This is a genomic window from Fulvimonas soli (assembly GCF_003148905.1).
Lineage (GTDB): Bacteria > Pseudomonadota > Gammaproteobacteria > Xanthomonadales > Rhodanobacteraceae > Fulvimonas > Fulvimonas soli.
Map to the genome: position 1 here is coordinate 236829 of NZ_QGHC01000005.1, position 24804 is coordinate 261632.

The window sequence follows — 24804 nt, forward strand, 5'->3', positions numbered from 1 at the left end:
TGAACAGGCTCTCTCAGCGCCGCCGGTGCGGCTGCATGGCGATGCGCGCCAGGTAGACCACGATCACCACGTTGGCGACCAGCACGGCGAACTTGAGCCAGCCGAAGCGCTCGTACACCTCGTACAGCTCGAACGGCACCAGCGAGCCGGTGGCGATCACGGTGAACCACTCGGCCCAGTGCTTGCGCAGCCACAGGCCGATGCCCTCGGTGGCGAAGATCGCCGCGTAGCCCAGCGCCACCAGGCCGATCGCCACGAAGCGGCCGGGGCCGAGTTTCTGCAGCATGTCAACCAGCTGCCAGCGCAGGCCGCTGGTGTCGGTGAGCGAGAGGTGTTCCAGCCAGCGCAGCAGGTGCTGCAGGTTCCGCTCGCGCTCCAGCTGGAACGCCGCCGCCGCGGCCAGCAGCAGGCCGAGCGTCTCCACCGCCTTGTACACCGCGATCACGCGCAGGCCGACGCTGTGCTGCGCCTCCGGCGACGGGACGGTGGTGGGCGTGGCGCGGGCGTCGTCTGGCATGCGGAACCGGCGGGGAAGGACGGTCCGGCGATTGTGGGGGCGCCGCCGCGGGATGCCAACCGTGTCCGGCGGCACCCCCGCGGTCAGCAGCAGCGCCCGCCGGTGCCCTTGTAGCGGGCTTCCTGCCGCTCGCGGAAGAACTCCTTGTAGGACGGGATCGGGCGCTCGGGATGGTGCGCGCGCAGGTGCGCCACGTAGACGTCGTAGTCGGGGATGCCGCAGCACAGGCGGGCGGTCTGCACCGCCCACCTGCGCAACGCCCGCAGCGCCCGCATCATGCCGGCGTCCTCAGCGGCCGGCCACGCTGCCGAGCGCGACGTAGGGCTCTTCCTGCGCGGTCGGATGGTTGGCGCCCCAGGCCTTGGCGATGGCGCGCAGCGCGAACGCGGCCATGGCCAGCACCAGCAGCATGAAGATCGCGGTGAGCGCCGCGTCCACGTGGTTGTTGGTGACGATGCGCTGCATCTCCTCCATGCTCTTGGCCGGGGCCAGCAGCTTGCCGTCGGCGAGAGCCTGCGCGTACTTGTCCGCCGCGGCGGTGAAGCTGATCGGGCCGCTGAGCTTCTGCCAGCCGGCGGTGAGCGTGCACACCACCAGCCAGCACGCCGGGATGCCGGGCACCCACACGTAGCGCTCGCGCTTGAGCTTGACCACCACCACCGTGCACAGCATCAGCGCGATCGCCGCCAGCATCTGGTTGGCGATGCCGAACAGCGGCCACAGCGTGTTGATGCCGCCCAGCGGGTCGACCGCGCCCTGGTACAGGAAGTAGCCCCACAGCCCCACGCAGATCGCGGTGGCGAGCAGGTTGCCGGCCCACGAGTGGGTCTCCCTGAGCGGCTTGTACGCCAGCCCGGCGATCTCCTGGATCATGAAGCGGCCCACGCGGGTGCCGGCGTCCACCGTGGTGAGGATGAACAGCGCCTCGAACAGGATCGCGTAGTGGTACCAGAACGCCATCATGCTCTCGCCGGGGATGATGTTGTGCAGCAGCTGGGCCATGCCCACCGCCAGCGTCGGCGCGCCGCCGGCGCGGCTGAGGATGGAGCCCTCGCCGATGTCCCTGGCGGTCTGCGCCAGCTGGTCCGGCGTCACCACGAAGCCCCACTGGCTGATCGTGCTGGCGGCCTGCTCGACGGTGGTGCCGATCAGCGCGCCCGGCGAGTTCATCGCGAAGTACACGCCCGGGTGCAGCGAGGCGGCGGCGACCAGCGCCATGATGGCGACGAAGGCCTCCATCAGCATGCCGCCGTAGCCGACCATGCGCGCCTCGCCCTCGTTGCTGAGCAGCTTGGGCGTGGTGCCGGAGGCGATGATCGAGTGCCAGCCCGACACCGCGCCGCAGGCGATGGTGATGAACAGGAACGGGAACAGGTTGCCCTGGAACACCGGCCCGGTGCCGTCGACGAACCTGGTGACCGCCGCCATCTGCAGCGTCGGCGCGGCCAGGAAGATCGCCAGCGCGAGCAGGAAGATGGTGCCGATCTTGAGGAAGGTGGACAGGTAGTCGCGCGGCGCCAGCAGCAGCCACACCGGCAGCACCGAGGCGCAGAAGCCGTAGGCGATCAGCAGCCAGGCCAGGTGCCGGGCGTCGAAGTCGAACAGCGCCGCCAGCGCGGGCGAGTCGGCCACGTGCTTGCCGTACCAGATCGACAGCAGCAGCAGCGCCACGCCGATGATCGACACCTCCAGGATCCGGCCCGGGCGCAGCCAGCGCAGGTAGATGCCCATCAGCAGCGCGATCGGGATGGTGCAGGCCACGGTGAAGGTGCCCCACGGGCTGTGCGTGAGCGCCTTGACCACCACCAGCGCCAGCACCGCCAGTACGATCATCATCAGCACCAGCACGCCGAACATGGCGACCACGCCGGCGGTCGGCCCCAGCTCGTCGCGCAGCATGTTGCCGAGCGAGCGGCCGTCGCGGCGCACCGACAGGCCCAGGATCATGAAGTCCTGCACCGCGCCGGCGAACACCACGCCGACCAGGATCCACAGCGTGCCGGGCAGGTAGCCCATCTGCGCGGCCAGCACCGGGCCCACCAGCGGGCCGGCGCCGGCGATCGCGGCGAAGTGGTGGCCGAACACCACCCACTTGTCGGTGGGCACGTAGTCCAGGCCGTCGTTGCGCAGCATGGCCGGGGTGGCGCGGGTGGGGTCCATGCGCAGCACGCGGTGCTCGATGAAGCGGCCGTAGAAGCGGTAGCCGATCACGAACACGGCGATCGCCGCGGCGACCAGCCAGATCGCGTTGATCGGCTCGCCGCGGCGCAGGGCGACCACGCCCAGGCACCAGGCGCCGACGATGGCGATGGCGGCCCACAGGATCTTGCCGGCGGGGCTGGGTGGAACGGCGGCGGTGGTGTGCATGGCAACCCTCCTGTTCGGATGCCGCAAGGGTCGTCCCGCCCGCGGCGGGGGTCAATGCCAAACCCGGGCCGGCGGCATTAGCCTTTGGTCGAATGCCCGGGGCGCGGGCTACACTCGGGCCTTCGTCCATCCGCAGGGGACCGCACCATGCACGTCCTGTCGCGCCGCATCCTCGCCGGCCTCGCCGCCTGCGCCATCGCAACGGCGGCCGGCGCCGCCGGGCAGTTCAAGGACCTGCTCAGGCAGGCCAAGCAGCAGGCCGCCGGCCACGCCGGTGGCAACGCTTCGCCGGGCGCGGGCCTGGCCGACGGCGACATCGCCGCGGGCCTGAGGGAGGCGCTGGCCAAGGGCACCACCAGCGCGATCAAGTCGCTCGGCCGCACCGACGGCTTCTGGGGCAACGCCAAGGTGCGCATCCCGCTGCCGGGCGAGCTGGAGCAGGCCGCCGACCTCGCGCGCCGGCTCGGCCAGGGCGCGAAGGTCGATGCGTTCGAGCTCAGCCTCAACCGCGCCGCGGAGAAGGCGGTGCCGGAAGTGGCGGACATCTTCGGCGACGCCATCCGCCGGATGAGCGTGGCGGACGCGCGCGGCATCCTCACCGGCGGCGACCACGCCGCCACCGACTTCTTCCGCCGCACCGCCGGCGACGCGCTGCGCGCGCGCATCCGGCCGATCGTGGCGCAGGCCACCGACGGCGTGGGCGTCACGCAGAAATACAAGGCGTTCGCCTCCGGCAGCGGCGGCGGGGCGCTCGGCGGTGCGCTGGGCTCGCTCGGGGCGCTGGGCGGCAAGTCCGGTCGGGGCGGCGGCCCGCTGGACCTGGACGACTACGTGACCGGCAAAACCATGGACGGTCTGTTCACGGTGATCGGCGAGCAGGAGCAGTCGATCCGCCACGATCCCGCGGCGCGCAGCAGCGATCTGCTGAAGAAAGTGTTCGGCGGACACTGAACGGATGCCGGCGCCGCCCTTGCGCGGAGCGGCGCCGGTCCGCACTCTGGTCTCTGACTCCTTCCGCTGCGAGGCCGGCCATGATCCGCGAGATCCTGAAGATGGGCGACCCGCGCCTGCTGCGCATCGCGCCGCCGGTGCCCGACGCGATGATCGGCAGCGCCGAGCTGGACGCGCTGATCGGCGACATGTTCGACACCATGCACGCCGCCGGCGGCGTGGGCCTGGCCGCGCCGCAGATCGGCGTGGACCTGCAGCTGGTGATCTTCGGCTTCGACCATTCCGACCGCTATCCCGAGGCGCCGCCGGTGCCGCGCACCATCCTGCTCAACCCGGTGATCACGCCGCTGTCGCAGGACATGGAGGAGGGCTGGGAGGGCTGCCTGTCGGTGCCCGGCCTGCGCGGCGCGGTGAACCGCTACACGCTGATCCGCTACCAGGGCGTCGACCCCAAGGGCATGCCGATCGACCGCACCGCCGAAGGCTTCCACGCCCGCGTGGTGCAGCACGAGTGCGACCACCTGATCGGCCGGCTGTATCCCTCGCGGATCACCGACTTCGCCAAGTTCGGCTTCACCGAGGTGCTGTTTCCGGACCTGGACCCGGCGGCCGACGACTGAGGACGCGCCGCGCGACCGCAGCGGCCGGACGAGCCGCCGCGGGGCGGCGCGGCTACAGCTCCAGCAGGTCGCGGCCGACCACCACGCGGCCGGCGAAGTGGCGCGCCACCGCGTCGTGCCACACCTGGTCGGGCACCGGCGGATGGCCGCCGGGCACGAAGTGGTTGAGCACCAGCGTCTTCACGCCGGCCTGCGTGGCGATGCGGCCGAGCTGCTCGGTGGTGGTGTGGGCGGCGAGCAGGTGGGCGCGCAGGCGCGTGGCGTTCGGCTCGCTGGCGATCAGCTGCTCCAGCGCGGGCAGGTACATCACCTCGTGCACCAGCACGTCGGCGCCGCGTGCCAGCGCCACCAGCGCGTCCGACGGCCGCGTGTCGCCGGAGAACACGATGCTGCGGTCGGGGCAGTCGAAGCGGTAGGCGAAGGCGGGAGCCACCGGCGGATGCTGCACCAGCGCGGCGGTGACCTTCACCCGCGCGTCTTGCATCACCGGGCCCGGCCGCGTGATCTCGTGCGGCACGATCAGCGGCGCCAGCGGCGGGCGGCCCTCGTCGGCGATGCGGGTGCGGATGTCGTAGTCGTTCATGGCGAGGAACAGCCGCGTCATCTCCTTCAGCGGCGGCGGCCCCCAGGTGTCGACGCGGGTGTGCAGCGGCCCGCTCCAGGCCAGCCACAGCAGGTTGCCGTAGTCGGCGTTGTGGTCGGAATGCTGGTGGGTGATGAACACGCCGCGAATCGCGCCCAGGTCGAGCCCGGCCAGGGCCATCTGCCGCGCCACCCCGTTGCCGCAGTCGATCACGTAGACCGCGCCGTCCACCACGATCGCGCTGGCCGGCGCCGCGCGCGCCGCCTTGGGCGTGGGGCCGCCGGCGGTGCCGAGCAGGACCAGCCGCGAGCGGCGCGCGGGCGCGGCGTCCGCCGCGCGCAGCAGCGCGGGGCAGGCGGCCAGCGCCGCGGACAGGGCGCCCGCCTTCAGCAGGCGGCGGCGCGACGGATCGCGGGGGGCGTCGGAGATGTCCATGCTTCACCGTGGGGCGGGGCCGCCGCGCCGGCGCGGGGCGGCGGTGGCGTCGTTGCGCCGGCAGTGTAGCGCGGCCGGTTGCCCTGCCGGCGCGGGAAGTCGCCGCCGGTCAGCGGTGGCGGTTGATCGCGTCGCGCAGCGCGATCGTCGCCGCGCGCGCCGCCTGCGCGAAATCCTCGCCGCCGCCGGCGTAGAGGATCGCGCGCGAGGAGCTGATCATCAGGCCGCCGCCGTCGGCGGTGAGGCCGTGGCGCAGCACGGCTTCCACGTCGCCGCCCTGGGCGCCGATGCCGGGCACCAGCAGCGGCAGGTCGCCGGCGCGGGCGCGCACCTGGCCCAGTTCCTCCGGCCAGGTGGCGCCGGCGACCAGGGCGCAGTTGCCGTTGGCGTTCCAGTCGCGCGCGACGGTCTCGGCCACGCGCAGGTAGAGCGGGACGCCGCCGCAGTCCAGCGCCTGGAAGTCGGCGCCGCCGGGGTTGGAGGTGCGGCACAGCAGGATCACGCCCTTGTCGGCGCGGTCGAGGAAGGGCTGCGCCGAGTCGCGGCCGAGGTACGGGTTGAGCGTCACCGCGTCGGCGCGGTAGCGCTCGAACGCCTCGGCGGCGTAGTGCTGCGCGGTGGAGCCGATGTCGCCGCGCTTGGCGTCGAGGATCACCGGCACGCCGGGATGCCTGGCATGGATGTGCGCGATCAGCCGCTCCAGCGGCTCCTCGGCGCGCAGCGCGGCGAAGTGGGCGATCTGCGGCTTGAAGGCGCAGACCAGGTCGGCGGTGGCGTCGACGACGGCGGCGCAGAACTCGAACACCGCGTCGGGCCGCCCGCGCAGGTGCGCGGGGAACTTCGCCGGCTCCGGGTCGAGCCCCACGCAGACCAGCGTGCCATGCTCGCGCCAGCGCCGTTGCAGGGTGTCGTGGAAGCGCATGGCGTGGGGTCTCCGGCAAAAAGTGGCCGTGTAGTCTAGCGAAGCGCGGTTCGTCCGCGCATGCGGCGACGCCGGACTCCGAAACTCCAGGGTGGCTTGCGGAGCCGCCGCCCGCGCGCGGTTGCCGTCGCCGAGCGCCCGGGGCGGGCTTGTCGATCCGCGGCGGGCCGTTCGTCGTCCTTTCGAGCAGGGCAAGAAAAGCAGCCCATGTCGAAATCCATCGCCGGCGCCATGGCTGCCGGGGATGGCGCCGCGCAAATGCCAGCCACCAGGACTCCCCGATGACCATCACCATCACTGCCTTCGAACGGTCGCCCGATGGCGGCATGGGGCTGGCGCGCGACACGCGCGTCCGCTGGGCGCTCGAGGAAGCGGGCCAACCCTACGAGGTCCGCCCTGTTTCGTTCTCCGCGATGAAGGAGCCCGCGCATCTGGCCGTCCACCCCTTCGGCCAGATCCCGACCTATGAGGAAAGCGATCTCGTGCTGTTCGAGTCGGGCGCGATCGTTTTGCATGTCGCCTCGCGCCATGCGGGCCTGTTGCCGGACGACGCCAACGCCCGGGTGCGGGCGATCGCCTGGATGTTCGCCGCGCTCAACACCGTGGAGCCGCCGATCCTCGAGCTCGTGACCGTCAAGTTCCTGGAGGGCGACAAGCCCTGGAGCAAGGACCGCCTGCCCTTGGTCGTCGACCGCATCCGCAGCCGGCTGGCCCAGCTTTCCGCGCGCCTGGGCGATGCGGACTGGCTCGATGGCGCGTTCAGCGCCGGCGACCTGATGATGGTGTCGGTGCTGCTCAGGCTGAAGCCCTCGGGCATCCTGAACGAGTTTCCCGGCCTGGCCGCCTATGTCGCCCGCGGCGAGGCGCGCCCCGCGTACAAGCGGGCCTTCGCCGCCCAGCTGGCGTTCAACACGGCCCGGCCGCCGGCCGGCTGAGCAAGCGTCGGCCGCGCGAGCAGGGGCAGGCACCTGCCTCGCACAGACCTGCGTCGTCGGGACGACAGACCTTGGCGTCTCGCCATTGGCGCCGGCCTTCGCTTCAACCGCTGCGCTTTTCCGCGCCGCAGCGTGACATATCGCGGCTTCGGCGTACTAATTTACCGCAACGGATTTAGATCGATCCAAACCGAAAGGGACGCCAGGCCGTGCCGTGGCCGCGAAGCGGCGATGGCTCGGACCGGATCGAGGGGCGGGGAGGGCTAAGGACGCGCACGCAAGGGCGCGCCCGGCTGGCGCTGCTTCCCGCGGAAACGGGTCGAGGAGGTTTCGGGAGCCGCCATGCAAGCAGAAGCCGTCCGCATTCCGACCGCAGGCCCGCGCAAGGCCGGCGCGTCCGCACTGGCGGGATGCCACCCGCCTGCCGGGCTGGCCGGCGTGGCATTCGCCACGCCGCCGTCGCGGGGCGCGGCCGGTCCCGCCGCTGGGTTCCGTCCGGCGGCCGGGGGCCGCGAAGGCGGCGACGCTCCCGCCTTGCCGTATTGCTACGGAATTCCAGGAACGCGCCCGCGGCTGGCGCAACCGCATCGCCTCGACGGACGGCGGTGCGCCGTCGTGCGCGTGCGCGGCTCCTCCGGCTGCGCGCGCCCGGCGCCGGCGCAAGCGGTGGCATGCCGCCGGGGTGGGGCCGGTTCCATGCGCTCCAGCTAGCGCATCCGAAACGCCAAGGCACCTGCCGCATTCGAGATTCGGCACGGGTCGGACACCAGATTTGGATCGATCGAATCCAAGGGAGGCACCGCCGCACAGGACGCATCCGGACATCCAGCAGCACGTGATCAAACGGGGGGATCACCGCGCAGACTCCAATCGATCCACGCCGGGTGACGCCATCCGGGGGGCGGCGCAGGAGGACCGCGGTCGGCTGTCTTCTGGACTTCCGCCAGCGCGAACGCGGCTGCGGAAGGACGTTCACCGAATGGGGATCAACACCATGACGCACCTGCCACACGTCTCTGCCCGCAAGCCGCTGTACGTCGCGCTCGCCGCGGCGACCCTGTCGTTCGCCGGCTGCCTGGCGGCGCCCGCGCCGGCCTTCGCGCAGGCGTCCGCGCCCGCCGCGGCGCCGGCGCCGCCAGCGCGCGATGGCGCGACGGCGCAGAAGGGCGACAAGGACAAGAAGCCGGACAGGGAGAAGAACGGCTCCCCGGCCAATCCCACCACGCTGCAGACGGTCGTCGTCACCAGCTACCGCCAGTCGATCGACCAGAACATCCAGGACAAGCGCGATTCCAATTCCATCGTCGAAGTGATCAACGCGCAGAACATCGCGCAGTTCCCCGCCAAGAACATCGCCGACGCGCTGGCGCACGTGCCCGGCGTGGTCATCACGCGCGAATCCGGCGAAGGCAAGACGGTCAGCATCCGCGGCCTCGCCCCCGAGCTGACGCTCACCGAGTTGAACGGCAACTACGTGGCCTCGGCCGACACCTCGGCCGGCCTGACGCGCTCGTTCAACTACACGCTGATGCCGGCCAACATGTTCTCGGACATCAAGCTCTACAAGAGCCTGGAGGCGCGCCTGGACGAGGGCGGCATCGGCGGCAACGTGGACCTGCGCACGCGCCGCCCGCTGGAGATGCGGGCGAACGACGGCTTCGTGTCCATCAACGGGGCGGGCTCCGACAACAGCAGCAGGATCACGCCGCAGGCCTCGGCGCTGTGGTCCTGGAAGAACAAGGACGAGACCTTCGGCGTGCTGGTCGCGGGCACGTACCTGAAGCGCCGGGACGTCGACTACACGGCGAATGCGTCGAGCTGGCACTGGTGGGCCAACGACTGCACCGATTACGCGACATGCACCGAGCCGCCGGTGAACGTGCATGGCAAGCCCTACGGCCCCGACGTGGCGCCCAACATCGCCCTGTGGCCCGGCGGCGGCGTGACCGACCAGGCCGGCAACAGCTATTCCGGCTACTGGATGCCGCAGCAGTTCTCCACCAGCCGGAACCAGCTGGACCTGAAGACCAAGGGCGTCCAGGCCACCCTGCAGTTCAGGCCCACCGACCACTTCCTGCTGACCGGCAACTACTTCCGCTTCCAGCGCGAGCAGACCCAGATCACCAATACCCTGGAGGTTCCCGAGTGGGGCCTGCCCACCGGCAGCTACGAGGACCAGCAGGGCCGGCTGCTCGCCCCCGACGGCCTCACGTTCGACCCGTCGCACACCGTCGTCACCGGCGTGAACTACGTGCTCCCGCCCGCGGGCACGGGCTGCAACTCGCTGACCAACCCCGTCACCGGCGCGCAGCGGCAGCCGGTGGACGTCTGCTCCACGGAGATCCCGTGGCTCAACGGCAACTACTCCGTCGAGAAGGCCACCTCGCAGACCCTCAACCTCGAGGGCGAGTGGGACAGCGGCGGCGACCTCAGCGGCTCGTTCAACGTCGGCCGCACCTGGGCGACGGGCGGCCCGTCGGTGGAGCTGGGCATGGCCGCCAAGCCGCGCAACTTCGTCGACGGCCAGTGGGTGGACGGCAGCAACGGCGCCGCGTGGACGCTCAACGGCAAGCCGACCATCACGGCCTCGCCCGACGTGCTGCGGAACATGCTGGCCGGGGCGGGGCAGGTGGATCTCGGCTCGACCGGCTCCAACATGGTCAACACCACCACCTCGCAGAATTTCGCCCAGCTGGACTTCACCTGGGCGTTCGACTCCAGCTGGATGCAGTCGCTGCAGTTCGGCGTGAAGTACCGCGACAACCACGCTTCGCAGGTGAACAACGAGCTGCGCTGGTACTGCAAGGGCACCACGCTGCAGTTCCAGACCTGCGACCCGAACGCCGGCCAGCTGCCGGCGGGCTTCCTCCTGCCGAACATGCTCGACGGCAGCACCGAGGCCTACAACGACAACGTCTTCCCGGCGATCAACTACCCGGCCTACTACAACTACCTCAACTCGACCTACGACCGGGTGCTCTTCAACCACCCCGAGGACAGGTCCTCGATCAAGGAAAAGATCTCGGCGGCCTACGTGCAGGCGAACTTCGACACGGGCACGCTGCGCGGCAACGTGGGCCTGCGCTTCGTCAGCACGAAGCAGGACATCACCGTCGCCGACGAGATCACCACCAACAACGCGGTGTACTATCACGACGCGGACGGCAACATCCTGATCTGCCCGGCCAGCGGCGTGAACGCCGGCGGCGGCCCCTGCGCGCCGGGCGATTTCCAGTACCTGCCGCGCGAGCAGTCGGTGGTGCAGACGTTCACCAACGCCTCCACCAGCAAGCGCTACAACAAGCTCCTGCCCAGCTTCAACATCGCCTGGACCCTGCCCCACGACTTCGTGATCCGCGCCGCCGGGTCGCAGGCGATGGCCCGCGCCAACTACACCGACCTGGCCCAGCTGGGCAGCCTCACCAACAACACCCAGGCGTACTACGACGACCGCAAGCAGTTCGGCGCGCCCCTGCCGGGCTGGTACGGCAGCGGCGCCAACGCGGACCTCAAGCCGTTCACGGCCACCCAGTTCGACCTGGCGGGCGAGTGGTACTACGCGCCCGAGTCGGTGGTCGGCGTGGACCTGTTCCAGAAGAAGGTGAAGAACTTCGTCGTGCCGGTCACCGTCAACAACATCACCGTGGACGTCGGCGGCACGCAGCAGAACTTCATGCAGTACAGCACCAACGCCAACGGCCGCTCGGGCACCTCCAAGGGCGTGGAGCTGTACACGCAGCACACCTTCGAGATGGGCTTCGGCTACATCGTCAACTACACGCTCAACAAGACCAACGAGACCCCGGTCTCGCTCGGCGACACCCAGGTCGGCAAGTCGGAGCTGATCGGCAGCGCCAAGTACGCGGCGAACGTGTCGCTGTTCTACGAAAAGAACGGGCTGCTGCTGCGCGCCACCAACAACTGGACGGGGCGGACCATGCAGGGGCTTGCGTCCGGCCTGCCGATCTATACGCGGCCCTACCACCAGCTCGACCTGAACGGCGACTACGAGTTCAACAAGCACCTGATGGTGACCGCGTCGATCATCAACCTGACGCGCTCCAAGCCCCGCTCGTACCTGGGCGGCGACACGACGGCGCGGCTGTACCAGCTCGAATACGCCGGGCGCCAGTACTACCTGGGCCTGACCTACAAGTTCGGAGACGGCGGTTAAGCACGGCGGGCGATGCAGCCACGGCTGCCCAAACCCTCCGGGCCTGCTCCCTCTCCCTGCCGGGGAGAGGGCCGGGGTGAGGGGCCAACCTCGCGGGAAAACTTCATCGAAGCACGCTTCCCGATGCCACGTTCCCGCGAGCACCGGTCCCTCGTCCCGGCCTTCTCCTCGCTCCTCGAAGCCGCGCACATCCATGCGCGCTCCCCGCGTACCCCGGAGGGAAGGAGAAAGAGCCCGCCGGCGTGACGGATGACGCACCTTCATTCACGCACGGACCGGAAAGAACCATGTCCTCATCTTCCGCATGCTCTTGCCGTCGCGTTTCATCGGCCCGCAGGCACCTTGCGCCGGCCTTCGCGCTCATGGCCTTCGCGCTTGGAAACATCGCCTCGCTCCACGCCCAGGGCGGCGGCGCACCGCGATCCGCAACGCAGGGCGTCGACGAAGCCAACCCCCTGGTCGGCACCGCGCCGCTGGACCGGCGGGAGCTGATCGGCAACGCGCCGCCGCCGGGCGAGCCGCTGTACTCGGGCATCACCTCGCCGGGCGCGCGCCTGCCGCACAGCGCGGTCGAGGCGGCGCCGGTCAACGTCAACCTCGACCTCGGCTATCCCACGGGCGTCCCCACGCCCTACTACTACGCCAACCCCACGATGATCGGCTTCACCGGCGGCGGCGGTTCGACCTACGGCGGCCGCGCCGAGCCGATGGTCATGCCGGTGGCGGGCGACTGGACCGTGCCGCCGGCCTACGCGCAGTCGTACTACGACAAGAAGGGCGAAACGGCCTCGCCCGGCTACTACAAGGTCGACCTGGACAGCTTCCACACCCGCGTCGAGCTGACGGCGACGCAGCGCACCAGCCTGATGCGCTTCACCTTCCCGGCGAGCCGCCGCTCGAACGTCATCGTCAACCTGCGCCGCCAGGGCGGCGACGTGGAGGTGGTCGGCGACCGCACCGTGCGCGGCGTCGCCACCGGCCGGCGCGGGAGGGAGGACGCGGACGGCGCGTGGTTCGTCGCCGAGTTCTCGCGGCCGTTCGCCGGCTTCGGCACCTTCCGCGCGATCCCGGGCCACGAGGGCTGGGGCATCGGCGACAAGGACGTGGAGGCCGGGCGGCGCAGCGTGTCCGGCAGCTACGCGGGCGCCTACGTCACCTTCGACACGCAGGCCGGCGAGCAGGTGCTGGTGCGGATCGCCCACGGCCACAGCGCCGCCGAGGCCGAGCAGCGGCTGCGCGCCGGGGATGAGGACTTCGACCGCGTGCGCGCCCAGGCGCGCGCGGCCTGGGCGAAGCTGCTCGGCCGCGTCGAGGTGACGGGCGGCACGCCGGAACAGCGCAGGCTGTTCTACTCCACGCTCTACCACGCCTTCGCCAGCCCGCGGCTGGTCGCGCGCAAGGGCGAGCGCTTCACCGACGGCAACGGCCAGGTGCGCGTCGCCGAGCACGACCGCTACGGGCCGGTGCCGTTCTGGGACACCGGCCGCAACCAGATCGTGCTGCTGATGCTGCTCGAACCGCAGGTGGTGCAGGACATCATGCGCTCCGAGCTCGACATGGCGCGCGAGCGCGGCTACATGAACACCTCGTTCCACGGCGACCATGCCGTGCTCCTCTACGACGGCGCGTGGCGGCGCGGCATCCCGTTCGACTACGCCGCCGCGTATGCGTACCTGCGCAAGAACGCGACCGATCCCAGGGGGCCGCGCGACTACCTGGACGAGTACGCGAGGAACGGCTGGATCGCCGACGTCGTGCCGCCGGGCGATCCCAGCCCGCCCTACGCCGGCGGCAAGGCGGGCGTGGCCACCACGCTCGAATACGCCTGGGACGACCACGCGCTGGCCGACGTCGCCCGCCGGCTCGGCCGGGCGGACGACGCGCGGATGTTCCTGCGCCGCGCCGCGAACTACCGCAACGTGTTCGACCCTTCGGTCGGCTTCATGCGCGGCAAGACCGCCGACGGCCAGTGGATCGCGCCGTTCGACCCGGGCGAGCCCTACTACAACTTCATGATGAAGGAGGCCTCGGGCTGGTCCACGCTGTGGCTGGTGCCGCACGACGTGCGGGGCCTGCTCGGCCTGCTCGGCGGGCGCGACGCGTTCAACGCCAAGCTCGATGCGTTCTTCTCCACGCCGTACCGGCCCAAAGGCATCTGCCGCGACTGCACCGGCCTGATCGGGCAATACGTGCAGGGCAACCAGCCGGACCAGCACGCGCCCTACCTCTACGCCTGGAGCGGCCAGCCGTGGAAGACGCAGGCGCTGGTGCGCCGCATCCTCGCCGAGCTGTACGGCAGCGACGCCAGCGGCTACGGCTTCCCCGGCATGGACGACCAGGGCTCGACCTCGTCCTGGTACGTGCTGAGCGCGATGGGCTTCTATCCCGTCGATCCGTCCACGCCCGACTACATCCTCGGCAGCCCGATCTTCGACCGGGTGCGCCTGCGCATGGGCAACGGCAAGGTGTTCGAGATCGTCGCGCGCAACAACTCGGCGAAGAACGTCTACATCCAGTCCGCGACGCTCAACGGCAAGCCGTGGAGCAAACCGTGGTTCAGCCACGCGGACATCGCCGACGGCGCCACGCTGGTGCTCACGATGGGACCCGAGCCGAACGAGGCCTGGGGCGCCGACCCGGCCGACGCGCCGCCGTCGATGTCGGCGGAGGGGCGGTGAGCGTGAAAGCCCCTCTCCCGGAGGGAGAGGGATGCACTTTGGAGCCTGTCGCTTCGGAGCGTGGCGGTCGGGGCGCGGCGGCGGCGGCCGCCGCCGGCGCAGCCGTCAGGCCAGCTTCTTGTACTTCACCCGGTGCGGCTTGGCCGCCTCGTCGCCCAGGCGGCGCTTCTTGTCCGCCTCGTACTCGTTGTAGTTGCCGGGGAAGAACTCCACGTGCGAGTCGCCCTCGAAGGCGAGGATGTGCGTGGCGATGCGGTCGAGGAACCAGCGGTCGTGCGAGATCACCATCGCGCAGCCGGGGAACTCCAGCAGGGCCTCCTCCAGCGCGCGCAGCGTCTCCACGTCCAGGTCGTTGGAGGGCTCGTCGAGCAGCAGCACGTTGCCGCCCTGCAGCAGGGTCTTGGCCAGGTGCAGGCGGCCGCGCTCGCCGCCGGAGAGCTGGCCGACGATCTTCTGCTGGTCGGTGCCCTTGAAGTTGAAGCGGCCGATGTAGGCGCGCGACTGGATCTCGAAGTTGCCGATGGTGAGGATGTCCAGCCCGCCGGAGATTTCCTGCCACACGTTGTTCTTCGGGTTGAGCGCGCCGCGCGACTGGTCGACGTAGGCCAGCTTCACGGTGTGGCCGATCTTCACTTCGCCCCGGTCGGGCTTCTCCTCGCCGATGATCATCTTCATCAGGGTGGACTTGCCCGCGCCGTTGGGGCCGATCACGCCCACGATGGCGCCCGGCGGCACCTTGAACGACAGGTCGTCGATCAGCAGGTTGTCGCCGAAGGACTTGCTGACGTTGACGAACTCGATCACCTCCTGGCCCAGCCGCTCGCCCGGCGGGATGAAGATCTCGTTGGTCTCGTTGCGCCGCTGGTACTCGACCGCGTTGAGCTCCTCGATGCGGTTGAGGCGCGCCTTGCCCTTGGACTGGCGGCCCTTGGCGGCCGAGCGCGCCCACTCCAGCTCCTTCTCGATCGCCTTCTGGCGCGCCTTCTCCTGCTGCGCCTCCTGCTTCAGGCGCTGGTCCTTCTGCTCCAGCCAGGAGGAGTAGTTGCCCTTCCACGGGATGCCGCGGCCGCGGTCCAGCTCGAGGATCCACTCGGCGGCGTTGTCGAGGAAGTAGCGGTCGTGCGTCACCGCCACCACGGTGCCGGGGTAGTCCTGCAGGAAGTGCTCCAGCCATTCCACCGACTCGGCGTCGAGGTGGTTGGTGGGCTCGTCCAGCAGCAGCATGTCGGGCTTGGACAAGAGCAGGCGGCACAGCGCGATGCGGCGGCGCTCGCCGCCGGACAGCGTGCCCACCACCACGTCCCACGGCGCCAGGCGCAGCGCGTCGGCGGCCACTTCGAGCTGGCGCTCCAGCGCGTGCGCGTCGTTGGCGGCCAGCAGGTTCTCCAGGCGGTTCTGCTCCTCGGAAAGCTTGTCGAAGTCGGCGCCTTCCTCGGCGTAGGCGGCGTAGACCTCCTCCAGGCGCCGCTGCGCGTCGAGGATCTCGGCGACGCCTTCCTCGACCACCTCGCGCACGGTCTTGGTGAGGTCCATCTCCGGCTCCTGCGCCAGGTAGCCGACCTTGATGCCGGGCTGCGGGCGCGCCTCGCCCTGGTAGTCGGTGTCCACGCCGGCCATGATGCGCAGCACCGTGGACTTGCCCGCGCCGTTCAGGCCCAGCAGGCCGATCTTGGCGCCGGGGAAGAAGCTGAGCGAGATGTCCTTGATGATCTGGCGCTTCGGGGGAACGATCTTGCTCACCCCGTTCATGGTGTAGATGTACTGCATGGAGCCTCCGGCGGCGTGCACGACACCGGCCGCGGCAGGCGGGCCGTGCGTCGGAATGGGTAAGAAACCGCGCATTGTAGCGGGTCGCGGGGCGCCCCTGCGATGCGGCGCCGGATGGGAATGTGTGGGCGCGCGGGCGCGGGGCAATCCCGGCCGGGAGCGCGGCGCGCCATCCGGGCGGTTCCGCGCCCGCGCCGCGCCGGCCTCCGGCCTTCCCGAAGCGGCCCGCGGCGCGCGTTTCCGGGGCGCTTCCGGCGCATCGCACATGGATCGGCGCGGAGCGGAGGCGCAAGGCCGCCAGCGATGCCCGCCGTCCCGCGAAGCGGAACTTCCCGCGAACCCTGCCGCCCCATGCCGGCGGCCGGAACGCCCGCATCCGGCCATGCCTCGCGCCGCGGGCCGCCCGCCGGCCCGGCCAGGCTGGCCTTTTCCGACGGGGGAGGCCGGATGGCCGGGACGCAGGTTTCCGCCCGGATGCCGCTGGCGCGGCTGGCGGCGGCGCTGGACGACAGGGCGGCCGGATGGGCGCGGCGGCGCGGCGCCTGGGCCGTGGCGCTGCACGAGCTCGCCTGCTTCGGCGTGAAGCAGGCGCGCGCCTGCCTGTTCGGCGGGTGCATGCTGGCGCTGCTGCTGGGCACCTGGGCCTGGTATCCCGCCCATGCGTGGCTGGCCCGCTACGACTTCCTGGTGCTCGCCGCGCTGGCGCTGCAGGCTGCCCTGCTGGCGCTGGGCCTGGAGACGCGCGAGGAGGCGCGGGTGATCCTGGGCTTCCACCTGGTGGGCACCGTGATGGAGGTGTTCAAGACGGCGATGGGCTCGTGGGTCTACCCGGAGCCCTCGTTGCTGCGCATCGGCGGCGTGCCGCTGTTCACCGGCTTCATGTACGGCGCGGTCGGCAGCTACATCGCGCGGGCCTGGCGGCTGTTCGATTTCCGCTTCGTGCGGCATCCGCCGTTCGCGGCGACCGCGTGGCTGGCGCTGGCCATCTACGCCAATTTCTTCGCCCACCACTTCCTGCCCGACCTGCGCTGGGTGCTGTTCGCCGCGCTGGCGTGCCTGTTCGGGCGCACCTGGATCCTGTTCCGCGTGCGCGACGCGCACCGGCGCATGCCGCTGCTGCTCGGCTTCGCGCTGGTGGCGCTGTTCATCTGGCTGGCCGAGAACGTGGGCACGTTCGCCGCCGCCTGGCGCTATCCCGCGCAGCGCCACGGCTGGACCATGGTGCCCCTGGGCAAGCTCGGCGCGTGGCTGCTGCTGATGGTGATCAGCTACGTGCTGGTGTCGGCCAACCACCGGCGCGACCTGCGGGAGCCGCCCGCGCGCGGGCGGCGCGGCGACGGCGCGGCGCCGTGACGGCGCGGGCGTTCGTTGCCTACCGGGGCCGGGCGGCGTCGAGCAGGGCGCTGACGGTGCGCGTGTGCAGCGACGCGGCGTCGTAGCCGTCGGGCAGCAGGCCGGCGATCTCCAGCATCACGGCGCCGTGCAGCGCGGCCCAGATCTGGTGGCCGAGGATGGCCGGATCGGCGTCCACCGTGCCTTCCCCGGCCAGCACCTCCACGTGCGCGGCGATGGTGCGCCACATGCGCTCGTGCGCCCGGCGGTAGGCCGGGTCGTCGCGCCGCGTCTCCGGGTATTCGAACATCAGGCGGTAGGTCGCGGTGTTCGCGCGCGCGAAGGCGATGTAGGCGTCGCGCACGGCGCGGCTGCGCGTGCGGCCGTCGCCGGGCGTGTCGAGCGCGCGTTCCAGCGCCTCGGAGAAGCGGTCGAGGCCGCGCGTGCGCACGGCCGTGACGATCTCTTCCTTGTTGGCGAAGTAGCGGTACGGCGTCATCGTGCCCACGCCGAGCTGCGCGGCGAGGCGGCGCATGGTGACGGCGGCGGGGCCTTCCTCCACGTACAGCCTCGCCGCCGCCTCGCACAGGCGCTCGCGGAACGCCTCGGTTTCCCGCTCGCTCAGCGCCCGGGGCATGTCAGCGGCCCGCGCCGAGCGCCTTGCGGAAGAACGCCAGCGCATCGGCGTTGACCTGCGCGTGCACCTTGGCGCGGTCCACGCCGGCGGGGTCGCGGCACAGGTCCGGGATCTCGCGCGCCAGCGCGGGCGAGCAGGGCGGCAGGAACACCCAGTGGTCGGCGTGCGGCACTTCCTTCACCGCCGCCAGCGTGCGGATCAGCGGCGCGATGTGCCTGGCGTTGGCCTCGGGCGGCAGCACGCGGTCGTTCGCGCCGTAGTAGAGGTAGACCGGGATGCGCACGCCGTCGAAGCCGTGCCCGTCGAACAGCAGGCTGAGCGGCGCCATCACGAACGCGGCCCTCACGCGCGGGTCGGCGGTGTCGCCGTAGCGGCCCAGCTGCTTCTGCATGCCGTCGAACACCTGCTCCAGCGTCATGCCCTGGCGCGCGGCGGCCGCCCTGAACTCGGCGGCGTGGCCGCACACGTCCTTGTCGTCGGGATAGCGCTCGCAGAAGGCGATGAAGCGGTCGAAGCGCGGCCTGGCCCCGGCCACCATCAGCGCGGTGTAGCCGCCGGCGGAGAAGCCCGCGACGCCGATCCGCCGCGGGTCGACCAGGCTTTTCCAGCGCGGGTCGGCGAGCAGCGTGCTGATGGTCGACTTCACCTGGATCGGCCGCCCGGCCAGCACCTCGATGTGGCCGACGCCGCTGGTGTCGCGGAAATAGTCGCCGGGATGGTTGAGCGTGGCGACCACGAAGCCGTGGCTGGCGAGATACGCCGCCAGGTCGTGGTGCCCGAGGTCGCTGCCGCCGTTGCCGTGCGAGATCACCACCAGCGGCTTGGCGCCCGGGATGGCCGGCGCGTCCGGCGTGGCGGCCACGTCGTACGGTCCCATCGCCGTGGTGCCGCGCACCGGCTGCGCGGAGGGATAGAACACGTAGCCGTCCGTCTGGCCGCCGTTGACCGGGTCGGGGATGCGGATGGGCGCGATGCCGACGCCGGTGGCGCTCCCGGCGGAGGCGGCGGGGGGAGCCAGCAGGAACAGCGCCAGCGCGAGCAGGCGGAGCAGCTGCGGCAGCGGGTGCGCCGGGGCGCGGGGCGGAGGCATCGGCATGGTGCGGAGTCCTTGGGGGCGAGTGATTGCGTGCGATGTACGGTACGTTGTACGCAATAGATGCGCAAGTGCCCGTCGGTGGCCCCCCTGGCACGCGACGGCTACACTTTTGCGTTCCAGCCCTGCAGCCACCCCCACGAGGTCAGGATGTTCCCGAAGCACGAGACGATCGCCGGTTACGACAACGAACTGGCCCAGGCCATCGCGGACGAGGCCCGCCGCCAGGAAGACCACGTCGAGCTGATCGCCTCGGAGAACTACGCCAGCCCGCGGGTGATGGAGGCGCAGGGCAGCGTGCTCACCAACAAGTACGCCGAGGGCTACCCGGGCAAGCGCTACTACGGCGGCTGCGAGTACGTGGACGTGGCCGAGCGCCTCGCCATCGAGCGCGTGAAGCAGCTGTTCGGCGCCGACTACGCCAACGTGCAGCCGCACTCCGGCTCGCAGGCCAACCAGGCGGTGTACTTCGCGCTGCTCAACCCGGGCGACACCATCCTCGGCATGTCGCTGGCCCACGGCGGCCACCTCACCCACGGCGCCAAGGTCAACCTGTCGGGCAAAATCCTCAACGCCGTGCAGTACGGCGTGGACGCCAACGGCATCGTCGACATGGACGAGGTCGAGCGCCTGGCCGCGGAGCACCGGCCGAAGATGATCGTGGCCGGCTTCAGCGCCTACTCGCAGGTGATGGACTGGGCGCGTTTCCGCGCCATCGCCGACAAGGTCGGCGCCTACCTGTTCGTGGACATGGCGCACGTCGCCGGCCTGGTCGCCGCGGGCGTGTACCCGAGCCCGCTGCCGCACGCGCACGTGGTCACCTCCACCACCCACAAGACCCTGCGCGGCCCGCGCGGCGGCATCATCGTGGCGAGCCGGCAGGGCATGGGCGAGGGCGCCGAGGAGATCGAGAAGAAGCTGCAGTCGATCGTGTTCCCCGGCATCCAGGGCGGCCCGCTGATGCACGTGATCGCCGCCAAGGCGGTGGCCTTCAAGGAGGCGCTGGAGCCGGAGTTCAGGACCTACCAGCAGCAGGTGGTGAAGAACGCCAAGGCGATGGCGCGCACCTTCGTCGAGCGCGGCTACAAGATCGTCTCCGGCGGCACCGAGAACCACCTGATGCTGGTCGACCTGATCGGCCGCGAGGTCACCGGCAAGGACGCGGAGGAGGCGCTGGGCCGGGCGCACATCACGGTCAACAAGAATGCCGTGCCGAACGACCCCCGCAAGCCGTTCGTCACCTCGGGCCTGCGCGTGGGCACGCCGGCCATCACCACCCGCGGCTACCGGGAAGCGGACGCGATCGAGCTGACCCACTGGATCTGCGACGTGCTGGACGCGCCGGGCGACGAGGCGGTGATCGCCGAGGTGCGCGGGAAGGTCGAGGCGCAGTGCAGGAAGTTTCCGGTTTACGGTTGACGGGGGAACGGGGAACCGGGGAGGTTCCGGTGGCTTGGGATTGCAGGGAGTTGCAGGTTTGGCAGGAGGCCATGGACTTGGCCGGGGCGGTGTACGCGGCGACCAAGGCATTTCCGCCTGAAGAGCGCTTCGGGCTGACCGGATGCATCGCCGAGGGCAACGCACGCGGTTCCACACGTGATTATTCGAGGTTCCTGTCGATGTCTTCCGGGTCGCTTGCCGAGGTCGAAACGCAGTTGCTGCGCTCCCGGCGCTTCGGTTACTTGTCCGAGGAAGCCATGTCGACCTTGCTGCCGCCCCCGCATCGCCTTGCCCGCAAGCTGCAGGCGCTGAAAAAGACCCTGTCCTCGAAGTTGTCCGCAAACCATCCGTTCCCCGTCCCCCGTTCCCGGTTCCCGTCTCCCTGATGCACTGCCCCTTCTGCCAGCACGAAGACACCCGCGTGATCGACTCGCGGCTCGCCGAGGACGGCGCCACCGTGCGCCGCCGGCGCGAGTGCCCGCAGTGCGGCGAGCGCTTCAACACCTTCGAGACGGCGGAGCTGAAGCTGCCGGCGATCGTCAAGAGCGGCGACCGGCGCGAGGCGTTCGACGAGCGCAAGCTGCGGGTGAGCTTCGAGCGCGCGCTGCAGAAGCGCCCGGTGGCGAGCGCCGCGGTGGACGCCGCCGTGCGCGCGGTGATCGACGACCTGCGCAAGAGCGGCGAGCGCGAGGTACCCTCGCGCCAGGTCGGCGAGCTGGTGATGCGCGAGCTGAAGAAGCTCGACCAGGTGGCCTACGTGCGCTTCGCCTCCGTGTACCGCCGCTTCGAGGACGTGCAGGCGTTCCGCGAGGAGATCGAGAAGCTGGAGCGCGACCTGCCCGAGCTGGAGAAGCTGCAGCTCTCGCTGCTGGGCGGCGGCGGCGGCGCGGAGCCGCGCCGCCCCCGCAAGGGCTGAGCGCCTAGGCTCCCTCTCCCCTGCGGGGAGAGGGCTGGGGTGAGTGGCCGACCTCGCCCCGCCGCATGCCCGAAGCGCGCTTCGATGCGACACTATCGCCAGCACCGCTCCCTCACCTCGGTCCTCTCCCCGGAGGGGAGAGCAAGACAAGCACGAGCATGACCTTCACCGCCCTCGACCACCAGCACATGGCGCACGCGCTGCGCCTGGCCGAGCGCGGCCTGTTCACCACCCAGCCCAACCCGCGCGTCGGCTGCGTGATCGCGCACGGCGCCGAGGTGGTGGGCGCGGGCTGGCACCAGCGCGCCGGCGGGCCGCACGCGGAAGTGTGCGCGCTGCGCGCGGCGGGCGAACGCGCGCGCGGCGCCACCGCCTACGTGACGCTGGAGCCGTGCGCGCACCACGGCCGCACGCCGCCGTGCGCGGACGCGCTGGCCGCCGCCGGCGTGGCGCGCGTGGTGGTGGCGGCGGAAGACCCGTTCCCGCAGGTGGACGGCCGCGGCATCGAAAAGCTGCGCGCCGCCGGCATCGCGGTGGAGACGGGGCTGCTGCGCGAGGCGGCGCGCGAGCTCAACGTCGGCTTCTTCAGCCGCCACGAGCGCGGCCGCCCGTGGGTGCGCCTGAAGCTGGCGATGAGCCTGGACGGCCGCACCGCGCTGGGCAACGGCGAGTCGAAATGGATCACCGGCGCGGCCGCGCGCGCCGACGTGCAGCGCTGGCGCGCGCGCAGCTCGGCCATCCTCACCGGCAGCGGCACCGTGCTGGCCGACGACCCGCGCCTCACCGTGCGCCTGGACGAAGATGCCTCGCTCCCCCCGCCGGGAAGGGAGTCCGTCGCGGACCCGGCCCGGGGGCAGGGCGAGGGGACGGCGCATGCGACGGATTGGACCGAGGTGCCGGCCGCGGCCTTCGTGCCGCCGCTGCGCGTGGTGCTCGACCGCCGCCTGCGCACGCCGGCCGGCAGCCACGTGCTGGACGGCTCGGCGCCGACGCTGGTGCTGCATGGCGACGGCGCCGCCTGCGCGGACGACCGCTTCGCGCGCGCCGAATGCCGGCCGGTGGCGGAGAGGGACGGCAAGCTGGCGCTCCCCGCCGTGCTGGCGCACCTGGCCGCACGCGAGTGCAACGAGGTGCACGTCGAGGCCGGCCCCGCCCTGTGCGGCGCGCTGCTCGCCGAGGGGCTGGCCGACGAGCTGCTGCTCTACGTCGCTCCCGCGCTGCTGGGCGACGACGCGCGCCCGTTGCTGCACCTGCCCGCGCTGCGCTCGATGGACGAGCGCTGGAACCTGCGCCTGCTGGACCTGCGCCCGTTGGGCGCGGACCTGCGCCTGCGCCTGCGCCCGGAAGCCTGAAAGCCGGGCGGCGCGCATCGCGCGACACCGCGTCAGACACATCGCCGCATGGCGCGACCTCAATGGAGGTAGGCGGGAAAGCGCGGCAACTGGGCGCCGCCCGCGCGCGCCCGCGCTGCGGCGCCTGATCGACTACCTGGCTGCTGCGCTGGCGGGCGCTTGAAGAAGGCCACGTCGCGCGGCGGCGACGCGCGCTTGCACGCTGCCGACCGCGGCTCCACTGGATGTCGTGGCGCAACGATTCCTTCTCGTCCGTCTCGTGGCGCCTGCCGCGCACTGCGCCGGTCAGATCGCCGGTCGTCCCTGAATGCCCCGCCAACGCGGGAACTTGCGCCGCCAACGGCGCGCGGGGACATCGCGTTGTCACCCCACGAGCCGCTGAACGGAAGGCCGCGCTGTCATGCCCCTGCCGCATTCGGCCGCCAACGTGGCGGCCGCCATGGATCGTCCCGTCCGGTATCCGCCGCCCGCGGCGCTGCCCCCGGCGCCGCCGCGCGCCCGCGCAGCGGCGCGGGACGGCGCGCGCGCCTGGCTGCTGCTGGTGCTGGGGCTCGGCCTGCTGGCCAGGCTGCTGCACATCGGGCGGCAGCCGCTGTGGCTGGACGAGGCGCTGACCCTGCAGCGCATCCACCTCGACCTGGCCGGTCTGGTCGCCGACAGCTTCGCCAGCCGGCACATGCCCGGCTATTTCCTGCTGCTGCGCCTGCTGCTGCCGTTCGACGCGGACGGCGCCCTGCTGCGCCTGCCGTCCGCGCTGTTCGGCGCGCTCTCGGCGGGCGTGGTGTTCGCGGTGGCGCGCCGCGTCGGCGGCCTGCGCGCGGCGGTCGTGGCGGGGCTGCTGATGGCGCTGTCGCCGTTGCAGGTGCAGTACGGCCAGGAGGCGCGCTCGTATGCGCTGGTCGTGCTGCTGATCGCGGTCGCGCTGTGGGGCCTGGTGCGGCTGGCGCAGGACCCGCGCCGCGCCGCGTGCGGCCTGGCCGATCCCGCGGCGGACCGGCTCGGCTGGGGCGCCTACCTGTTCGGCACCGTCGGCGCGCTGGACGTGCTGGGCGACGCCTTGCCCTGGCTGGCCGTCTCCGCCTTGGCGTTCTGGCTGGTGTGGCGCCGCCTGCGCGCGGAGGCGCCGCCGGCGTGCGCGGGCTTCCGGCGCAACGCGCTGTTCGCGTTCGCCGCGGTGCTGGCCGGCTGCCTGCCGCTGTACGCCGCGATCTGGCTGGCCGGCGGCGGGCAACTGCTGCGGCACTTCGACTGGGTGCCGCCGGTGAGCCCGCACGGCGTGTGGGTGGCGGCCGGCAGCGTCTACCTGATGCGCATGGCCGCGGTGGTGCGGCTGGGCCTGCTGCCCGGCTCGGTGCCGCTGCTGGGCTGGCTGGTGCTGGCGCTGGCGGTGGCCGGGATGCTGCGCCTGCGCGGGCGCACCGAGGGGCGCGTGCTGCTGCTCGCCTTCGCCGTGCTGCCGCTGCTGGTGCTGGCGCTGGCGCCGTTCCGCTCGATGCTGGTGCCGCGCTACCTGCTGTGGAGCGCGGCGCCGTTCCTGGTGCTGGCCGGGGCGGGCGCCGCCGCGCTGCCGCGGCGCGCGCTGCCGTTCGCGGCGGCGGTGCTGCTGCTGCTGGGCGCGGCCAACCTGGCGCCGCTGTACCGGCAGGAGACCAAGCCGCGCTGGGACCTGGCGGCCGCCACGCTGGCCGCCGGCGTGCGCCCGGGCGACACCGTGTTCACCGCCGACCCCAACGCGCCCACCATGCTGGACGTGCTGCGCCCGCGCGGCGCGCCGCCGCTCGGCCAGGTGGCGCAGGTGACCTCCCGCCTGGACGAGGCGCTGGCGCGAGGGCGCGGGGGCGGCCGCGTGTGGGCGGTGAACGGGCGCACCGGGCTGGGGCGGCGGCTGCCGCCGGCGGCGCTCGAGCAGCAGCTGGCCGCGCTGGGCGCGCCGGCCGAGCAGATCCGCCAGGGACGGGAGATCACCATCCTGCTGTACGCGCCGCCCGGGCTGAGCGACTGACCGGCGGGCCGCGCCGGTGTCGCACGCGCGCCGCTCAGGACCGGGCCGGCCAGCGTTGGTGCTAGACTGCCCCGCGGCCGGTT

19 protein-coding genes are annotated in these 24804 nt (G+C 71.7%); 11 read left to right on the top strand and 8 right to left on the bottom strand.

Annotation, left to right across the window (positions count from 1 at the left end):
• Positions 1 to 13: 13 nt before the first annotated feature.
• The 3 genes from C7456_RS08305 to C7456_RS08315 form a co-directional block, all read right to left on the bottom strand.
• Entirely contained in the window at positions 14 to 517 is a 504-nt protein-coding gene (locus C7456_RS08305) for a DUF2127 domain-containing protein (RefSeq protein WP_109723279.1), read from the bottom strand.
• An 83-nt stretch (positions 518 to 600) separates the two neighbouring features.
• Positions 601 to 795 carry a YbdD/YjiX family protein gene (locus C7456_RS08310; RefSeq protein WP_109723280.1) on the bottom strand — a complete coding sequence of 65 codons (195 nt, stop codon included), beginning with the start codon at positions 793 to 795 and terminating at the stop codon, positions 601 to 603.
• Positions 796 to 805: 10 nt separating this feature from the next.
• Positions 806 to 2884 carry a carbon starvation CstA family protein gene (locus tag C7456_RS08315; RefSeq protein ID WP_109723281.1) on the bottom strand — a complete coding sequence of 693 codons (2079 nt, stop codon included), beginning with the start codon at positions 2882 to 2884 and terminating at the stop codon, positions 806 to 808.
• Positions 2885 to 3031: 147 nt separating this feature from the next.
• Between C7456_RS08315 and C7456_RS08320 the strand changes: the two genes are divergently transcribed.
• Both C7456_RS08320 and def read left to right on the top strand, forming a co-directional pair.
• Positions 3032 to 3835, top strand: coding sequence for a DUF4197 domain-containing protein (locus tag C7456_RS08320; RefSeq protein WP_109723282.1), 804 nt, complete (start codon positions 3032 to 3034; stop codon positions 3833 to 3835).
• 80 nt (positions 3836 to 3915) lie between these two features.
• A complete protein-coding gene (gene def, locus C7456_RS08325; RefSeq protein ID WP_109723283.1) occupies positions 3916 to 4455 on the top strand; it encodes a peptide deformylase in 540 nt (179 codons plus the stop codon).
• Between the two features lie 52 nt (positions 4456 to 4507).
• Here the strand turns inward: def and C7456_RS08330 are convergent, their stop codons facing one another.
• A complete protein-coding gene (locus C7456_RS08330; protein ID WP_109723284.1) occupies positions 4508 to 5473 on the bottom strand; it encodes an MBL fold metallo-hydrolase in 966 nt (321 codons plus the stop codon).
• A gap of 109 nt (positions 5474 to 5582) precedes the next feature.
• Entirely contained in the window at positions 5583 to 6395 is an 813-nt protein-coding gene (gene pyrF / locus C7456_RS08335; protein ID WP_109723285.1) for an orotidine-5'-phosphate decarboxylase, read from the bottom strand.
• A 281-nt stretch (positions 6396 to 6676) separates the two neighbouring features.
• Here pyrF and C7456_RS08340 point away from each other — a divergent pair, with 281 nt between their 5' ends.
• The 3 genes from C7456_RS08340 to C7456_RS08350 all read left to right on the top strand — a co-directional run bounded on the left by C7456_RS08340 (position 6677) and on the right by C7456_RS08350 (position 14182).
• Positions 6677 to 7330 (top strand): glutathione S-transferase family protein, encoded by a 654-nt coding sequence (locus C7456_RS08340; RefSeq protein ID WP_109723286.1) that lies wholly within the window; start codon positions 6677 to 6679, stop codon positions 7328 to 7330.
• A 994-nt stretch (positions 7331 to 8324) separates the two neighbouring features.
• Entirely contained in the window at positions 8325 to 11504 is a 3180-nt protein-coding gene (locus C7456_RS08345; RefSeq protein WP_109723336.1) for a TonB-dependent receptor, read from the top strand.
• Between the two features lie 362 nt (positions 11505 to 11866).
• Positions 11867 to 14182, top strand: coding sequence for a GH92 family glycosyl hydrolase (locus tag C7456_RS08350; RefSeq protein WP_245889805.1), 2316 nt, complete (start codon positions 11867 to 11869; stop codon positions 14180 to 14182).
• Positions 14183 to 14287: 105 nt separating this feature from the next.
• Here C7456_RS08350 and ettA read toward each other — a convergent pair whose 3' ends face one another.
• The gene (gene ettA / locus C7456_RS08355; RefSeq protein ID WP_109723337.1) at positions 14288 to 15949 is read right to left on the bottom strand and encodes an energy-dependent translational throttle protein EttA; all 1662 of its coding nucleotides are present in this window, start codon (positions 15947 to 15949) and stop codon (positions 14288 to 14290) included.
• 447 nt (positions 15950 to 16396) lie between these two features.
• Between ettA and C7456_RS08360 the strand changes: the two genes are divergently transcribed.
• Entirely contained in the window at positions 16397 to 17302 is a 906-nt protein-coding gene (locus tag C7456_RS08360; protein ID WP_211306289.1) for a DUF817 domain-containing protein, read from the top strand.
• 19 nt (positions 17303 to 17321) lie between these two features.
• Here the strand turns inward: C7456_RS08360 and C7456_RS08365 are convergent, their stop codons facing one another.
• Together C7456_RS08365 and C7456_RS08370 are read right to left on the bottom strand one after the other, a co-directional pair.
• Positions 17322 to 17918: a TetR/AcrR family transcriptional regulator gene (locus tag C7456_RS08365; RefSeq protein WP_170120196.1), complete on the bottom strand. Its 597-nt coding sequence runs from the start codon at positions 17916 to 17918 to the stop codon at positions 17322 to 17324.
• A gap of 1 nt (position 17919) precedes the next feature.
• Positions 17920 to 19014 carry an alpha/beta hydrolase family protein gene (locus C7456_RS08370; protein ID WP_109723290.1) on the bottom strand — a complete coding sequence of 365 codons (1095 nt, stop codon included), beginning with the start codon at positions 19012 to 19014 and terminating at the stop codon, positions 17920 to 17922.
• A 147-nt stretch (positions 19015 to 19161) separates the two neighbouring features.
• Here C7456_RS08370 and glyA point away from each other — a divergent pair, with 147 nt between their 5' ends.
• From glyA to C7456_RS08395, 5 genes are all read left to right on the top strand, one after another.
• Positions 19162 to 20430, top strand: a complete 1269-nt coding sequence (glyA, locus tag C7456_RS08375; RefSeq protein ID WP_109723291.1) for a serine hydroxymethyltransferase — start codon at positions 19162 to 19164, stop codon at positions 20428 to 20430.
• 29 nt (positions 20431 to 20459) lie between these two features.
• Complete coding sequence (locus C7456_RS08380; RefSeq protein ID WP_281268509.1) at positions 20460 to 20837, top strand: four helix bundle protein; 378 nt, start codon at positions 20460 to 20462, stop codon at positions 20835 to 20837.
• Positions 20837 to 21367: a transcriptional regulator NrdR gene (gene nrdR, locus C7456_RS08385; protein ID WP_109723292.1), complete on the top strand. Its 531-nt coding sequence runs from the start codon at positions 20837 to 20839 to the stop codon at positions 21365 to 21367. The genes C7456_RS08380 and nrdR overlap by 1 nt, the downstream gene beginning before the upstream one ends.
• A 158-nt stretch (positions 21368 to 21525) precedes the next feature.
• Complete coding sequence (gene ribD / locus C7456_RS08390; protein ID WP_245889807.1) at positions 21526 to 22719, top strand: bifunctional diaminohydroxyphosphoribosylaminopyrimidine deaminase/5-amino-6-(5-phosphoribosylamino)uracil reductase RibD; 1194 nt, start codon at positions 21526 to 21528, stop codon at positions 22717 to 22719.
• A 439-nt stretch (positions 22720 to 23158) separates the two neighbouring features.
• Positions 23159 to 24721 carry a glycosyltransferase family 39 protein gene (locus tag C7456_RS08395; RefSeq protein ID WP_211306290.1) on the top strand — a complete coding sequence of 521 codons (1563 nt, stop codon included), beginning with the start codon at positions 23159 to 23161 and terminating at the stop codon, positions 24719 to 24721.
• Positions 24722 to 24804: the final 83 nt, after the last annotated feature.